A 17,178-nucleotide genomic window follows, 5' to 3' on the forward strand; every position below is an offset into this window, starting at 1 on the left:
TGCCGTTATTAAACTGCATTGTGCAGCGCTGTACTTTGCTGCTGCAGTTGTTTGCACAGTTGCAGCACCTGAGCACTGGCGCAGCCGGACTGTTGTTTTAGTTGTTGCTCCAGCTCTGCCGCCAGCAGGCTTAATTCGGTAAAACCAAATAATGCGGCTGTGCCTTTAATGGCATGCGCCTGATAACGGGCCGCTGGCCAGTCGGCTTGCTGACAGTGTTGACAGAGTTCGGTGATCTGCGCCGGCAGCGCCTGTACAAAACGGTCTGTCATGGCGCGCAGTTCGGCTTCGGGTAGTTGTAATTGTTGCTGGTGGTGACGTCCGGCTAAAAAGTGGTTTAGCACAGCGGCAAATTTGTACCTGTCGACCGGTTTGGCCAGATGGCTGACAAAACCAGCTGCCAGATAACTTTGTACCTCATGGGTCATGGTATTGGCGGTGAGCGCCACGCAAGGGGTGTCGATACCGGCCGCGCGCAGTAGTTTAATGGCCGCTACACCGTCCATTTTTGGCATCTGAATGTCGGACAACACTAAGTCAAAATCATCCATCAGCGCGGCTTCTACCAGCTGTTCACCATTTTCTACCGCCAGAACTTCAATGCCGGCATGTTGCAGCATCCGTTGTAATAACTGCCGGGTATCGGCCTGATCTTCGGCCAGCAGCACCCGGCCCTGCATCTGCTGCCTTGGCAACGCCGCCGGCGCCTGACGTTGTTGCTGCAGGGCAATTTCTGCTTCGCTGTGCAGCAAAACGCTGTTTGGCCCTGATACCAGCTCAATGCTGGCGACAAAACAACAACCTTTGCCTTCGGTGGCGCTGTGTAAATACAAGGTACCGCCCATTTTTTCACACAGCTGCCGGGCTATCACCAGGCCAAGGCCTGTGCCGCCAAACTGACGTTGCACCGACACATCGGCCTGACTAAAAGCCTGAAATAAATGTTGTTGTTGCGCCTCGCTGATGCCGATGCCGCTGTCTTGTACCGCAAACAACAGCTGATTGTGCGCCTGGCTGATCTCTATCCGCACAAAACCCTGCTCGGTAAACTTGATGGCGTTATTGCATAAATTCAGCAAAATCTGCTTGAGGCGGGTGGGGTCTGTTTGCAGCTGCGAAGGTAACGGCAGCTGATAATTCAGGGAAAATTCCAGGCCTTTTTGCTGGGCGCGTTCTTTCACCAATAATTCCAGATCCAGCAACAGCTGACAGAGGTTGACCGGCAGCACTTCCAAATCCAGTTTATTGGCGGAAATTTTTGATAAATCGAGTAAATCGTTTAATAACGCCTGCAGATGTTTACCGTTACGGCAAATGGTCTGAATGGCTTGGTGTTGGTCGGCTTCGTCAAATTCACCAGCCAGAATAGCTTCGGCATAACCAATGACTGAGGCCAGTGGAGTGCGGATTTCATGGCTGATGGTGGCCAGAAAACGGCTTTTGGCTTCATTGGCCTGCAGCAATTGAGCGGTCAGTTGTTGTAGTTCATGGCGCTGGCGTACCAGTCTGAGCTGGGTCGAGACTCTGGCTTTCACCACTTCGGCATGAAAAGGCTTATGGATATAGTCCTGTGCGCCAAGTTGCAGCCCGAGCTGTTCATTTTCGGCAGATTGCAGACCGGTAATAAAAATCACCGGAATTTGGCAGGTCAGGGTATTGGCACGCAGTGCTTTTAAGGTATCAAAACCATCCAGCCCTGGCATCAGCACATCCATCAGGATCAGATCCGGCGCCTGCTCCAGGCATTTATCCAGCGCCTGTTGGCCGCTTTGTGCCAGTCTGATGCTGTAGTCCGGCCGCAATAAATCGGCCAGCACCTTCAGATTGGTTTTTTCATCATCTACCAGCAGTAAGCTGGCCCGCTCCGACTTCACTGTCCCTAGTCCTCCAGTGTCGGGTCTTGACTCCACAACACCCGGTTTTTTCCTTGCCTCTTGGCTTCATACAACATGTCGTCGGCCTGTTTCAGAGCCTGCTCGGCAGAATCAGCGGCTGAGGCCCGCACTGTGCAGCCGCCGGCACTGATGGTCAGCACACCCTGGGTGGGCTGATGTGGAATTTGCAGGTTATAAATTGCCTGCCGGCAGTTTTCAATCATTTGCCAGCTGGCTTGGGGTGGGGTTTCCGGCAGGATAATGACAAATTCTTCACCGCCATAACGGGCAATAAAATCAAAAGGACGTTTTAATTCCGCGGACAGGGTTTTGGCCACCGCCTGCAATACGCGGTCACCGGCGGCATGGCCATAAAAATCGTTATAAAGTTTAAAATTGTCGACATCCAGCATCACCAGCGACACCAGGCTTTGTTTACGGCTGGCAGCCCGCCATTCCTGTGACAGAATTTCTTCGTATTTACGGCGGTTTGCCACTGTTGTCAGCGGGTCGATATTTGCCAGTTGTTCCAGCAACAGCCTTTGTCTGGCCAGCTGCAGATGCAGTTTTATCCGCGCCAGCACAATAGCGGCGTGAAAGGGTTTGTTAATGTAATCACAGGCGCCCAGCAACAGCCCCTGCTCTTCATGGCTGACATCATTCAGTGAGGTAATAAAAATCACCGGAATGGCACAGGTATTGGCGTCGTGTTTCAGCCGGCTGATCACTTCAAAACCGTCGATACCCGGCATCACCACATCCAGCAATATTAAATCAGGCTGGTATTCAGCGGCCTTGCGGATCCCCTGTTCACCATCCTGAGCCAGAATGACATCAACTTCATCCCGCAGAATATCGCTGAGGATTTTGAGATTGGACTTTTTGTCATCCACAATCAAAACCCGTTGTTTTTGCGGCTTAGTGCGCATAATACTCCGGCATTTTCAAATCGTTACGCCAACAGTTGCCCCAAGGCGTCGGCGATTGAACAAAGTTCAGTTTTTGCAATAAAGCCTGGCTTGTCAAATGCGCCGCTGTGCTTTTTGCCGCTGCTGTAATAATTGCTGACAGTGTACTGCAGCTCTTTCATATTCGACATCACTGATTTCATCGGCAATCTGGCAAAGTTGTGGCCAGCATGGCTCAGGCCGGCCCAATTCCAGCAGTGCCGGTACCAGCTCTTCAGCGGCAAAATCAGATTCGCGCAATAGCGGCAATAAGGCCTGCAACACTGCATCCAGGTCGTTGAAAACGGCTTTTTCTGTTTGTGACGGCATCAGTTGGCTCAGCTGATGCTGCAGTTGTGCCAGTTGTTGCAGCATTTGCCCAAAGGCATGTTCATCAACAGCGCCTGTTACCAGCATAGTCTCCACCTGCTGACAGCTTTGTGACAGCGCAAAAGCCCCAATATAAGCGCTGGTTGATTTCAGTGAATGAACATCCAGATGCAGTTGTTGCCACTGTTGCTGCTGATACTGCTGTTGCAGTCGCTGAACCTGATCCCTGTGCTCCAGTTCAAAATCCCGCAGCAGGTTCAGATACAACTGGGTTTTGCCACCCAGATTTTTCTGCGCCTGCGCTGTGTCGAGCTCAGCAACGCCGCTCAGGGCATACAATAATTGTTGATCTTCAGCACTGAGCGTCAATTCATTTTCCGGTTGTGCCGTGTTACTGACCGGTGTCAGATAACAGAGCAGGGTGCGGTATAGCTGTTCAGGATCAATAGGTTTAGTTAAATGTTCATTCATACCCGCCACTTTGCTCTGGGCGATGTCACTTTGCATGGCATGGGCGGTCATGGCAATAATAGGGAGCTCGGTCAGCAGCAGTTGCTGACGGATTTGCCGGGTCGCAGTCAGTCCGTCCATTTCCGGCATCTGAATATCCATCAACACCAGATCGTATTTTTGCTGTTGTAAACGGCGGATAGCTAATACGCCATTTTCGGCAATATCCACCTGCACTTTGCTGTCTTTGAGTAAACCCAAAGCCACCTGGCGGTTAATTGGATGATCTTCCACCAGCAAAATACGGTAAGGCGATAAATTCGGGATCTGGCTGTCCTGCACCACAGGGCGGCGCATCACAGGTTGTTGTTGCTGCATATTATAAATGGCATCAAGCAAAATCGAATGATTCACTGGCTTTTCAATAAATTGGTGAATTTTCACGCCCTGTAAGTTGGCTTTAGCCTGCTCTTTGTCATAAGCCGACACCATCAGAATATGGGGCGCGTTGTCCAGTTGCTGAATACGGCGTGAGGTTTCAATGCCATCCAGCCCCGGCATACGCCAGTCCATCAGCACAAAATCATAAGGCCGGTTTTGTTTGCGCGCCTGCTGCACCAGTTCAATGGCCTGATAACCATTGTCGGTTTCATCGGCTTTGATACCAAGTTCAGATAACAGGCTAAGCAGCACAGTACGGGCCAGGCTGATGTCGTCCACCACCAGTGCTCTGAGTTTGCCAAAATCCAGTGGCAGGTTGTGCTGGTTGCTGGTTGGCAGCGCCGGCGCTTTGCCAAGCACCATATTAAAGTAAAAAGTACTGCCAACATCGGTTTCACTTTCCAGCCAGATGTCCCCCTGCATCAGCTCACAGAGCTGTTTACAGATAGCGAGCCCCAGGCCAGAGCCGCCATATTTGCGGGTAATGGAACCATCAGCCTGACTGAAAGACTGGAACAGACTTTGTTGTTGTTCCGGCGAAATACCAATGCCGTTGTCGCTGACAGAACCCTGAATTTTCAGCTGTTCGCCTTCTGTCGACAGCAACTGCAATTGAATGCCAATAGCGCCTTTGTCGCTGAATTTCACCGCATTACTGATTAAGTTCACCAGCACCTGCTGGATACGCAGCGGATCGCCTAATAAGGCCGGCGGAATTTGCGGATCTATGTTACACACCAGCTCCAGCCCTTTGGCGTGTGCTTTAAGTGCATTTAAATTCACCGCACGGCGTACCACTTTTTCCAGTCCAAAACGGGTTTGTTCCAGTTCCAGTTTGCCCGCTTCAATTTTGGAAAAGTCCAGGATGTCATTGACCAGGCTCAGCAGCACCTCGCCGGATTCCTGAATTTTGCCGATATAGTCTTGCTGTTCGGCAGTTAAATCGGTTTTGCTGGCCAGCCGGCTTAAACCAATGACGGCGTTGATTGGGGTGCGGATCTCATGGCTCATTCTGGCCAGGAACGAAGATTTGGCTGCTGTGGCATCTTCAGCGCGGATTTTGGCGGACGCCAGTTCCTGCGTGCGTTCCCACACTTTTTGTTCCAGATTTTTATTGGCAGCCACTACCTGATGGTACAGCCTGGTATTTTCAAACAGAATGGCGGTTTGGTTAGCCAGCAACTGCAATAAATTAATGCGTTGTTCGGTAAAGGCGCCGGTTAATTCAAAATGCTCCAGATACAACAAACCATACAGCTGGCCACTGACAATCACCGGAATACATAAAATGGCGGCCGGCAGGGCTTGTTGTGCAGAACTGCTGATTAAATCCTGTAATAAATGGCTGGCGGTACTGGTGTCGTTGATCAGTCTTGGCTGCAAACTGCGGCACACCAGCGCCTGTAGTTGACCCGACAAGACACGGCCGGCGGCACTTTGCGGTGAGCAGGCTTTAGGCTGCAGCTGCTGATCATCATCCAGCAATAGCAAATGACCTGCCTGAGCGCCGGCATTTTCCACAATTAAATCAATCATTTGTTGTAAGAATGCCGCCAGGTCAATCTGGCCGCTCAGGGTTTCGGCCGCTTTGAGCACCGAGGCCATATCCAATAGCTGGCTTTGTGGTTTTTGTTGTTGCAACGCAGGTTGCTGCTGCTGCATCAGGGCAACTTTATTGTGCGCCTGCCACTGCTGGTAACTTTGCTGGGCTTTTTGCTGATACAGCACGGCAAAATCGGCTTTATCCTGCGATTGCCAGTAGCTGGCGGCCAGCTCCAGACTGATGGCCAGATGCTGATTAAAACCACTTTGTTGCGCCAGCTCAATCGCTCTGTCATAGGCTTGCCAGGCGTTGGCTTCTTTGTCGATGGCATTCATTTCCGCCATTAATAACGCGATTTTATGCCGGTGGTTGGCACCGGCGCGCACCGACCATTTTTGCAGTAAGGCCAGGTATTGTTCGGCCAGTGGCCGCCACTCTGTGGCAAGTTCGCTGTTTTGTTTGCATAAACGGGTAGCGAGCAGAGCGGCAAAAAAATAAAACTCGGTCTGGTGGTATAAGGACATGGCCACGCCCACCAGTGGCAAAGCAGCCTGATAATGGCGAATGGCGCTTTGCTCATCACCGGCCAGATAAGCCAGCATCAGCTTGATACTGTGATAACAAAATAAAATGGTGACGTTCTGGCTTTGTTCCAGCAGCGGAACCTCCAGATCCTCGTCAAAAGCTTCACCGGACAGTTGCAGAAAGATGCCGTCATTTTTCTGCAAGTTCTGCACATATTGCTGCCATAATCGGATAAATTGCAGGTTGTAGGCAAAACGTTTGTCGGCGATAAACTGGCGGTATTTAGCCAGGTTGGCTGACACTTCTGACAAAGGTGCGCCGCTTAATACCTGATAAAAGCTAAAGAACAGCGCCGAATGCACTGCGTATTCCACATTGCTGTGTTGCAGTGCCACAAAAATGTTTTGCTCCAGCGAAGTTAAACTGTCGGCCAGTGGCGCATTCCACGGCAATACAGTGGCGGCGCGCTGGAAGTTCAGTTCAGGGGCAAATTTGCCCTGATATTGCTGATTAATGGCAAGCGCCAGATCGGCAAAATCCAGCGCTTCTTTATACTGGTCAAAAGCGCCGCTCAGGTTCTGCGCATAAGTAGAATAGGCTTTACTCGCGGTAGCGCAGTGCCCCTTGGAAATGGTCAGACTGACCATGGCATAACTGACGGCCAGATAATGCAAGGGGCTGACAATGTAAGCCACACTTAATAATGAGTTCAGAATTTCCAGTGCCAGCAGCTGCTCTGGTGCAGTCAGGGCAGGGCGTTGGTATAAATCAGCAATGTGGTTTTTATCGTACAGTTGTTCCAGTTGCTGATAACGGCCGGCAATATCGTCACGTTGGCTTAAGTCAATGCCAAGCGGCAGCAGCACAGATTCAGCGAGACTAAAAGCGGCGACAAAGTCATTGCGGGCAAACAACAATAAAATTTGTAATTTTGCCACCTGCATCCGGCTTAAGGTGTTGCTCGCCTGCTCAGCCAGTCGCTGACAAAGCAGCCCGGCTTCTTCATATTGCTGTGTCAGATACTGGCAGCTGGCGAGGCCCAGTTCAGCTGCAAACTTTAAGCCTTCTTCTGCGGCTGGGCATAAATCTGCGGCGTGCTGATAATAACCGCTGGCGTCATGCCAGGCGTTGCTGGCCTGCGCCTGTTGGCCGGCCTGTAAATTCAGTCTGGCTACCTGTTCGGCACCAAAATGCGCGACAGCTTTTGCTGTGGCGGCATTCAGATGGTCGATAAAAGCAAACAGCTGCCGGCTGGGTTCGCTCTGTGCCAGATAATAAGTGGCGATGGCAAAGTGCAGTTCGCTGGCATCGGCGTCGGCCGTGGCAAAAGCGGCTTGCTGCAGCCGGTCATGCACAAAACGCAACATGCCAATATGGCCGCTGTTATTGCGGTAGGCTGTCATAATGCCGGCTTCAACCACTTCGGCAATCAAAGGCTCCAGCTGGTCGTAATTGTGCCTGAGCACTGCGGCTAATAAGGCGGTGTCGGCTTTTTCACCCAACAAGGCAGCAACTTTCAGCAGCTGCCGGGCCTGGGGCGATAATTTTTCAAAACGTTGCGCGGTCAGTTCAACCAGGTTGTCGGTAATATTCTGCTGGGCAATCTGGGTCAGATCCCAATGCCAGTTGCCGTTGACATCACAACGGAGCAACTGCTCCTGCTGCAAAGTTAATAAAAACTGCCGGACAAAAAACGGATTACCGCTGGTTTTACTGATTAACAAGGTGGCAAAGTCGCTGACCTGCTGCGCCGGTTGTTGCAAAGTGTCGGCCAATAAGGCTGTAACTGCGGCTAAATCCAGTGAATCCAGTTGCAGCTGTTGCGGCTGCACTCCGGCTTGTTGCAGCTGGTTTAATAAATGCCTTACCGGATGCACTGCGTCCATTTCATTGTCGCGATACGACAGAATCAGCATCACCCCTTGGATCTGATCATCCGTCATCAGGCTCTGTAATAAACGCAAGCTGGACAGGTCAGCCCATTGTAAATCGTCCAGCAGCAGCACCAGAGGCCTTTGTTCCTGTGCACTTAAGCGGGCGACCACGCGGAAGAATTGCAGTAATAACTGGTCAAAGTTGTGGTCGCTGCCGGTTTTGGCCGTGAGCAAAGGTTGAGAACTGTCGGGCAATAAAGGCTGCAGCGCCGGCACCAGACTTAATAACAGCGCTGCGTCGTTACCAACAGCCTGTTGTAATTCCTGCTGCCAGTGGCGCAGTTGTTGCTCTGGCTCCTGCAGCAGTTGTTCGGCCAGCTCGGTCAGAATTTGTTGTAAGGCACTGTATAACTGGTTGCGCTGATATTGATCAAACTTACCACGGCAAAAATGTGGCCTTTCGGCTAACGTCTGGCGATAAAGCTGTTCTGTCAGCGTACTTTTACCCACCCCGGACGAACCTTCAATCAACACCAGCTGGTTTTGCCCCTGCTGACGCACAGTGCGGTACCATTCTGATAATTGTGCCTGTTGTTGTTCACGGCCATATAACTGACCGGAAAACTGCAGCAGCTGATGACCAAGCCGCAATGACAAAGCCGGCAATTCAATCTGCTGCAGCTGCTGCCACTGTTGCAGCATCAGCGCCAGATCATGTAATACTCCATTGATGTGGCTGTAGCGCTGATTTGGATTTTTCTGCAATAAGGTCTGCACCAGTGCGGCCAGACTGGCTGGCACTGTAGTTAAAGGCGCCGGCGGCAACGCGATATGGGCGTAAACTAATTCCAGCGGCTGTTGTTGGGCAAAAGGATAAACGCCGGCAAGGATACGGTAAAACAGCACACCCAGGCTGTATAAGTCAGTGCGCTGATCCAAAGCGGCATTGACCCGGCCTGTCGCTTCAGGCGCCAGAGTGCGCAGCATATTCAGATCACTCTGGTTATGCAGGCGCAGCCCCTGCACTGATTTAATGGCTGCAATCTGGCTGGTATCAAGCAGCACCAGCTCTTTGTCGCTGGCTTTTTGATAAATGGCATTGGGTCTTAAGGCGCCTATCACCAGCTGATGCTGGTGAAATCTGGCCAGTAGTCGCGCCAGTTGTAACATCAGTTGCAGCTGAGCCGCTAAATCGCCCTGCGGCAATTGCTGACATAGTTGGTCAAAATGAAAGGGTAAATCCGCTTTGGCATAACAGAAATAATCGGCCTGGTTGTCTGAGCTTTGTTGCAGCGGCTGTGGTAAGGCGGACGGAAACTGCTGCAATTGCAGTGACAGCGGTGGCCTGTTTTTATCCAGTTGTTTGATCAGTACCTCTTGTTGATTTAATCTGGCACTGTATAGTCTGGCATAAGCTGATAAAGGCGCTAATTCGACAACTTGCTGCAGCTGTTTGAATGACAACATAAATAAAATTCCGTTTTTAAGCGGGAAATGGCGGATATTAGTTCCAGCTTATGCATTTAATCGGAAAGAATAAAGGGAAAGTCTGCAGCATTTTCATCTTGTTAGGGGTAGATGACTGCGATTTTTGCGCTTGGACGCGACGACAACTACAATGTCAGCTGATTTCTCCGTAATTCCCGTACACAGCTGGATGTGTTCAGTGGCAAGTGATCGCCAATTTGTTTGATAAATTTGGACTTGCAATGACCAATCCGAGCCTCTTTACCATGGCGCCCGCCATGTTCTTTTTGTTCTCAGCAACCGCGGCTGAAAATACTGCCGTGCCTTCAGATACCACAGTAAAAACTGATGAGCTGGAAGTGATCACCGTTTATGCCCAGCGCCGTGCTCAGGACAAAACTGAAGTCAGTGTGGCTGTCACCAGTCTGGATGGTGACGCCCTGGCGCAGCGCCGTATTCAGAGCAGCACAGCCTTATCTGGCCTGGCGCCTAATTTAGTGGCGTCTAATGTCGCTGGCGAAGGCACCACCCCTTCTTTTAATATCCGCGGTGTAGGGATGTTTGACTACAACACTTCCACTGTGTCGCCTATTTCTATTTATAGCGATGATGTGGTCAGTGGCGGCGCCAACTTTTTAAGCAGCAGCCTGTTTGATTTGCAGCAGGTAGACGTGCTGCGCGGGCCACAAGGCACTTTATTTGGCCGCAACACCACAGGCGGCGCTATTTTGCTGATGTCACGCCAGCCGGAAGCTGAGTTTGGTGGTTATGTCAGTGTGGATGTCGCTGAACATGATAGCCGGCAGCTGACTGCAGCGGTGAATGCACCTTTGGGTGAACAAACGTCGGCCCGTCTTGCTGTGAATCATCAGGATTATCAATACAGTATGCAGAACCTGTTTCCATTGGGGCAGGACGGTGGCATGCGCCATAACAATGCCCGGTTGATTATCCAGAGTGATTTTGAACACTTTAGCCTGAACCTGAAACTGCACAGTGAAAATATTCAGGGTGCTCCCAAACCTATTTACAGTGCTGGTATTTTAAAAAATGACGGCAGTGGCAGCCTTTGTGCTTTGGCCGATGTTGGCAGCAGACGTTGTGTTGATGCTTTTGGCTACGCAGTGCCCAGCGACGATTATTGGCAGACAGTTGCGGATACCTTCGATAAAAAACACGATACCGAAAGTTATGGTGCCAGCCTGAAGTTAACGGCTGAACTTGCGCCAGGTTATCAGCTGAAATCTGTGACTGCACATAAAAATCTGCAGCGTTTCCATTCTTTTGACTCGGACGGCCCGGGCAATTTTATTGAAGGCAGCTTTGACTCCGACAATGAGTTTTTTTCGCAGGAGCTCAGTCTGGCGGTGGAGGGGGATGGCAGCTTCTGGACTTCAGGGCTGTTTTATCTGGATGAGTCTTTAATACAGAACAACGATTTGGATTTGTTCCGCGATTTTCGTGCTATTGAAGCCCTTGCCGGGGTACCGGCGCAGTTTTTTTACCATAACAAACTCGATAACAGCTCCTGGTCGGCGTACAGCCAGTGGGAGCAAAGTTTAAACAACAGCTTCAGTGTGCTGCTGGGCGGGCGTTACACCCGCGAAGAAAACCAGTATCAGGCAAGATCTGATTTAGCTTTGGTGCCGGTGTTTATTCCGGCGTTTTGGGATTTAACCGGCGAAGTGAAAGACAACGAGTGGTCGGGTAAAGTAGCGCTGCTGCAAAAACTTAGCGACAGCCACAGCCTGTATTACAGCCTGTCGCGTGGTTTTAAAGCCGGCGGTTATAACGCCGGTTATGCCACCAGCGCGGCACAGGCGGCAGACTCAGCTTATGCGCCGGAAAGGCTCAACGCCTGGGAAATTGGCGGTCACTGGCAGTCGGCTCAGGCTGGCCTTAGTTTTGACTGGGCTGCCTTTTATTATGACTATCAGGACCAGCAGGTTTTTGTCAATCAAACCTCAGGGCCTGCGCCTTATCATGTGCTGAAGAATGCCGGCGATTCACAGATTTACGGCCTGGAAGCTGAGCTAAACTGGCGTATTGACCCGGCCATGCAGCTGGAACTGACCTTAGGCCATCTGCCCAAAGCTAAACTGGGCAAATATCAGACCGAAGCTGTGCTGGTGCCGGAAAACCGTCTGCCTTTTACCTCGGAATGGATGGCCAGTGGTCAATTCAGTTATGACTTCTCTGGTATGTTGCACGACCTGCAGTTCCAGCTTGGATTTGTTTATTTGTCTGACTTTTATTTTGACCAGTATGAAAATCCCTATACCCAACAACAGGGTTACACTTTGTGGCACAGCAGATTGTCTTATCAGCCGATGCCGGAACTTGAGTTGTCACTCTTTGGCAAAAACCTGTTGAACAAAGAGTATACCGAGCTTAGATTTGATTCTATTGCTGCTTTGGCAGCAGTCACCGAATTGCGCGGTGAAGCCCGGCAACTGGGGCTGGGAGTCACTTATCAGTTTTAACTGAAGCGCAGTTCACGGAAGCATTAATAACCATAACAAGGAATGACCTATGCGCTTTCAACTGCTTTGGCCGGTGCTGGCAACCTTAGTGTTGCCACTGCTGGTGTCCTGGTTTGTCTATCCCACTCATTTGCCGCCTGGTTTTGGTGAGTTTCCGCCGCAGTTTGTGGCACAAGCGCCGGGTTTTAACCTTTGGTACTTTATTGCCGTGGCAGTTGGTGCTGTCTGGATCAGCTGCATGATGTTTTTGCCAAAGCTGATGGGATTTAAAGGCGCCGCACCAAAGCCAGCTGCGGCGAAAAAACCTTTGCCCTGGTGGTTTTACCTCGGCACTGTGGTCACGCTGTTTTTCTGGGCGCTGATGTGGAGCCATTCCACCGCCTTTGGTGACCTGGTGTACTGGGCTTTTACCCCGTTGTGGTGGGGTTTTATTCTGCTGCTCGATGGTGTGGTGTATCACCGTAATAATGGTGCGTCCCTGTGTTCACGTCAGCCTGGGTTGGTGCTGCTGGCGGCCTTAGTATCCATCGTCGGCTGGGCTTATTTTGAATATTACGATTATTTTGTCCTCGCCAACTGGTATTACCCGGATTCGTCAGCTGCACCCTGGTCTCATCCTGTGCTGGTGCTGGAGTTTTTGCTGACCTACAGCACGGTAACGCCTGTGATCCTGGAGTGGTATTGCCTGTTCAACACTTTCCCTAAACTGGTGGCCCGTTATAAAAATGGTCCGGCGCTGAATTTAAACGGCAACTGGCTGATTGGCATTGGTGCTTTGCTGATTGGCCTGATGGTGCTGCTGCCTTATCCGCTGTTCTGGGTAGTGTGGATTGGGCCTTTTGCCGTGATGACCGGCATCTTATTAAAACTTGGCATCTGGAATCCTTTTACCGACATCAAACAAGGTGACTGGAGCGCGGGTTTATTAATCGGCATGGCGTCTTTAATCAATGGTCTGTTCTGGGAGTTCTGGAACCACGGCAGCAACTATTTTGTACAACAGCCGGTCACCAATCCGAATTTCTGGGTGTACAACATTCCTTATGTCGATGTGATTCATTTGTTTTCTGAAATGCCCTTGCTTGGTTATTTTGGTTACATCCCCTTTGGGGTGCTGGTGTGGCAGGTATTTATCTGGTCCGGCAAATTGTTTGGTTTTAATACCGACTTAAAAATATTCCCATCCTGAGAAAAATACCGTTGCGATTGGCATTAAACCTGATTTTCAGGCTGCCAATCGCAATGTTTGGTCTGTGGTTGCAATTTTGTTATGCTCCGGTTCCTACGCTAAAAAAACCGGAGAACCTGATGAAGTATTTTGCTGTAAGTGCGCTGTCACTGGCGTTATTAGCTGCCTGTGGCCCAAAACCTGAAACTGCTCAAACCAGCCCGGAAAGTGCTGTTGAAACCCCTGCCGCTGTTGCCAAACTGCAGTATGCACCAACCAAAAAAGGTGATGTGGTGGACAGCTATTTTGAAACTCAGGTGGCCGACCCTTACCGCTGGCTGGAAGATGATCGCAGTGCTGAAACCGGCGAATGGGTGAAAGCACAAAACAAAGTAACTTTTGATTATCTGGCACAAATCAGCTATCGCGAACAAATTAAACAGCGTCTGACTGAGCTCTGGAACTACGAAAAAATCGGCACACCAAGTAAAGAAGGTGCTTATAACTATTTTTCCAAAAATGACGGCCTGCAAAATCAGTCGGTGATTTACCGGCAGAAAGAAGGCGCCGAGCCTGAAGTGTTCCTCGACCCTAATACTTTTTCAGCCGATGGTACCACCTCACTGGCAGACTTACAGTTTACCGAAGACGGCAGCCTGGCGGCTTATGCGATTTCTGAAGGCGGCAGCGACTGGCGCAAAATCCGCATTATTAACGCTGAAACCAAAGAGCAGCTGGAAACAGAGCTGGTGGATGTAAAATTCTCCGGTATTGCCTGGAAAGGCAACGAAGGTTTCTTCTATTCCAGTTATGACAAACCAGAAGGTAGCGAACTGTCGGCCAAAACCGATCAGCACAAGCTGTATTACCACAAGTTAGGCACAGCACAAAAAGATGATCAGGTGCTGTTTGGTGCCACCGAAGCGGAAAAACACCGTTATGTGGGGGCTCAGGTGACCGATGACGGTAAATATCTGGTGGTGACTGCAGCCAATGCTACTTCTGGTAACAAGCTGTTTATCAAAGATTTAACCAAAGCCGACAGTACTTTTATCACCTTAGATGCTGAAGGCAGTTCAGACTATCAGCTGGTGACCAGTGTTGGTGACAAGCTGTATTTTGAAACCAACTTTAAAGCACCAAACAACCGCCTGATTATGATTGATGCCACTAAACCTTCGCAGGATCAGTGGGTTGATATTATTCCGGAAAACAAAAATGTGCTGAGTGTCAGCAAAGGCGCCGGTGCGCTTTTTGCCAACTATATGGTGGATGCTGTTTCTAAAGTGCAGCAGTACGACTTAGACGGCAAACTGGTGCGGGATATTCAGCTGCCGGGCGTGGGCTCAGTCGGCGGTTTTAGCGGTAAAACTAAAGATGAAGTGTTGTATTACAGCTTCACTAACTACAGCACACCTGGTACCAGCTACAGCTATAACCCAAAAACCGGCGAATCTGCGGTGTACTTTAAGCCAGCGGTGAAGTTTAACAGTGACGATTATGAATCGAAGCAGGTGTTTTACACCAGCAAAGACGGTACTAAGGTGCCGATGATTATCACCCACAAAAAAGGTTTACAGCTCGACGGCAACAACCCAACCATGTTGTATGGCTACGGCGGTTTTAACGTCAGTCTGACGCCAAGATTCAGCGTGTCGAATCTGGTGTGGATGGAAATGGGCGGCATTTATGCCGTGCCTAACCTGCGCGGTGGTGGTGAATACGGCAAAGAATGGCACAACGCCGGTATTCAGCTGAAAAAACAAAATGTGTTTGATGATTTTATTGCAGCCGGTGAGTACCTGATTACTAATAAATACACTTCAAACAACAAGTTAGCCATTAGTGGCGGTTCAAACGGTGGTTTGTTGGTTGGCGCAGTTATGACACAGCGTCCGGACTTAATGAAAGTGGCATTACCGGCAGTGGGTGTTCTGGATATGCTGCGTTACCACACTTTCACCGCAGGCGCTGGCTGGGCTTATGACTATGGCACTGCTGAGCAGTCCAAAGAAATGTTTGAATACCTCAAAGGTTATTCACCTGTGCATAACGTCAAAGCTGGTGTCGCTTATCCGGCCACTATGGTCACCACAGGCGATCATGATGACCGCGTAGTACCAGCGCACAGCTTTAAGTTTGCCGCTGAGTTACAGGCCAAAGCAGGGGGCGATAATCCACAGCTGATCCGCATCGAAACCAATGCAGGCCATGGTGCCGGCACGCCAGTGTCTAAAACCATTGAACAAGCCGCTGATGCTTTTGGTTTTACCCTGTTTAATATGGGCGTCACTGCCTTACCTGCGGCAAAATAATTCTGTTGCCGTCACAGGACGCGGTTTTTATGGCCGCGTCCTAAGTTTCAGAAATAAAGGTGGTTTATCCACCTTTTTCTTTTTGGCCTGGTTGCATGTAAAGCCTGCTTTGCAACAGCAGAGCCATTTGCTGATCTAAATCATACCTGGCGCTTTATCCTTGGCTATAGTTAAAACCCTATTCCGACGGAGGTGATGCTATGGCTACGGTTTCTGAAAATGCACTTCGGCTTATTCGTTCACATGCAATTGATCCGCAACAAGCGGAGCAGTTTTACCAACAAGGACTGGCGTATTTTGGATCGGATCAGCTATTTGCGCAGTGGCTGACCAGTACCAATGCCTATACCATGGGGCAAACACCGCTGTCGGCACTTTCTGCAGAAAACGGTGTGCAGTATCTGACCGATTTAATGTACCGCATGCAGGATGACTATGGCGGCTAAAAGCCGGAGAAAAAACCGGATAACAAGCCGGTAAAAACAGCGTGACAAAGCAGAGGGGCAGAATCACCGCGCAGCAATCAAGCGCTTTAGGTGAATAAAAAAACCGGCAATAGCCGGTTTTTTTATGCGGGTTGTCAAAGTGGTATCAGGCGCTTTCCAGCTCCAGCACATTTAGCAAAGTGGGTGTTTTTTCAATTTGCACCGGGGCTATATGTAATCTGGCCGTGATATCTCGGGCGGAAATAATACCGCGGATCTGATGATATTCATGGTCAACAACCACTGCATAAGGTTCGCCGGCTTTTTGCAAAGTGTTCAGTACGTCACCCACAGTGCAGTGCTGCAGCTGCTGATAAGACAAACCCATCACTTCAGCTCTTGGGTGCATCACGTCTTTCACTTTTAAGTCTTTGGCTTTCACGTCTTTATTCACCAACCGCATCAGATGCTGGCTGCTGAACCTGTCATTACTTAACACCCCAACCATTTCGCGGTTGGTATCTACCACCAGTTTCAGCTGACTGTGTTCATTACGCATCATTTCTTCAGCTTCAAGGGCAGGCGTGCTTTCATCCAGCAGCATCGGGTTGTTGGTTCTGAAGTCGGTAAATACACTCAGGGCCGGAGATTTTAAGGTGGCGTCCTGAAATTCAGCTGGTTGTACTAAGTGGTCAATCTGGTCCAGCGTATAAGCAGTTAATGTTCTCATGGTATACCTCACAGACAATGACTCAGAGGCAGTCATTGTGAATTCATTTGATAGGTGATTTTGCGCTGTGTATCAGCGGCAAAATTTAAAACAACAACAAAATGAACAATCAGTGATGGAATGGTGGGGCGCGTGGCTGAGCGGCAATGGCTCTGGCAACAGGAGTTTCGGCTGCAACAAAAACAGGGACTGTTTGACAGGTGCTGACAATATGCAGATTGGTTTTGCTGCACAAAGCCAGATCATCAGAACTGTCGTTAAATTCCGGCTGTCCTGACGCAAGATGTTGTGACAGAGGCATTATGGCTTGCTGGCTGGCGATACCGCCGCTTATCACATCAACACGACTGGCGGTGACCGCTTTCACTGGTGGTGAAAACAGTACGCTCAGATAAATGATGGTGATAAATAGGTGAAACCAGCGCATAACCTGACATCCCGGAAATTGGCGGTACAACACTGCCATGACCTGACTATAGCAGCGGCTAATTTAAAATAGCAATCGCCAAAACCGGCTGTTATTGAAAATAAAGTCAAGCGTTGAGACCGGAAAAAGCCTGATCCAGGTCAATAAAGTTGACAAAAGCTGGGGCGGAATAAAAATTC

9 protein-coding genes are annotated in these 17,178 nt (G+C 50.0%); 4 read left to right on the forward strand and 5 right to left on the reverse strand.

Translation table 11 applies throughout. The annotated features are described in order from the left end of the window. Positions 1-8 precede the first annotated feature (8 nt). From N3Z11_RS09430 to N3Z11_RS09440, 3 genes are all read right to left on the reverse strand, one after another. The gene (locus N3Z11_RS09430; RefSeq protein WP_260656923.1) at positions 9-1,874 is read right to left on the reverse strand and encodes a response regulator; all 1,866 of its coding nucleotides are present in this window, start codon (positions 1,872-1,874) and stop codon (positions 9-11) included. Positions 1,875-1,879: 5 nt separating this feature from the next. Next, positions 1,880-2,803, reverse strand: coding sequence for a diguanylate cyclase (locus tag N3Z11_RS09435; protein WP_260656924.1), 924 nt, complete (start codon positions 2,801-2,803; stop codon positions 1,880-1,882). Positions 2,804-2,896: 93 nt separating this feature from the next. Next, complete coding sequence (locus N3Z11_RS09440) at positions 2,897-9,451, reverse strand: ATP-binding hybrid sensor histidine kinase/response regulator (protein WP_260656925.1); 6,555 nt, start codon at positions 9,449-9,451, stop codon at positions 2,897-2,899. A gap of 242 nt (positions 9,452-9,693) precedes the next feature. Between N3Z11_RS09440 and N3Z11_RS09445 the strand changes: the two genes are divergently transcribed. The 4 genes from N3Z11_RS09445 (at position 9,694) to N3Z11_RS09460 (ending at position 15,863) form a co-directional block, all read left to right on the forward strand. Beyond that, on the forward strand, positions 9,694-11,934 hold the full coding sequence (locus N3Z11_RS09445) for a TonB-dependent receptor (protein WP_260656926.1): 2,241 nt from the start codon (positions 9,694-9,696) through the stop codon (positions 11,932-11,934). Between the two features lie 49 nt (positions 11,935-11,983). After that, entirely contained in the window at positions 11,984-13,123 is a 1,140-nt protein-coding gene (locus N3Z11_RS09450) for a hypothetical protein (protein ID WP_260656927.1), read from the forward strand. A 119-nt stretch (positions 13,124-13,242) separates the two neighbouring features. After that, positions 13,243-15,417 carry a prolyl oligopeptidase family serine peptidase gene (locus N3Z11_RS09455; RefSeq protein WP_260656928.1) on the forward strand — a complete coding sequence of 725 codons (2,175 nt, stop codon included), beginning with the start codon at positions 13,243-13,245 and terminating at the stop codon, positions 15,415-15,417. 200 nt (positions 15,418-15,617) lie between these two features. Further along, on the forward strand, positions 15,618-15,863 hold the full coding sequence (locus N3Z11_RS09460; protein WP_260656929.1) for an MbcA/ParS/Xre antitoxin family protein: 246 nt from the start codon (positions 15,618-15,620) through the stop codon (positions 15,861-15,863). Between the two features lie 145 nt (positions 15,864-16,008). On the opposite strand, the gene N3Z11_RS09465 is transcribed toward N3Z11_RS09460, so the two are convergent. Both N3Z11_RS09465 and N3Z11_RS09470 read right to left on the reverse strand, forming a co-directional pair. Continuing rightward, positions 16,009-16,572, reverse strand: a complete 564-nt coding sequence (locus N3Z11_RS09465) for a CBS domain-containing protein (RefSeq protein WP_260656930.1) — start codon at positions 16,570-16,572, stop codon at positions 16,009-16,011. Positions 16,573-16,681: 109 nt separating this feature from the next. Continuing rightward, a complete protein-coding gene (locus N3Z11_RS09470; RefSeq protein ID WP_260656931.1) occupies positions 16,682-16,999 on the reverse strand; it encodes a hypothetical protein in 318 nt (105 codons plus the stop codon). Positions 17,000-17,178 lie beyond the last annotated feature (179 nt).

Origin of the sequence: Rheinheimera sp. 4Y26, assembly GCF_025245835.1 — a bacterium.
GTDB lineage: Bacteria > Pseudomonadota > Gammaproteobacteria > Enterobacterales > Alteromonadaceae > Pararheinheimera.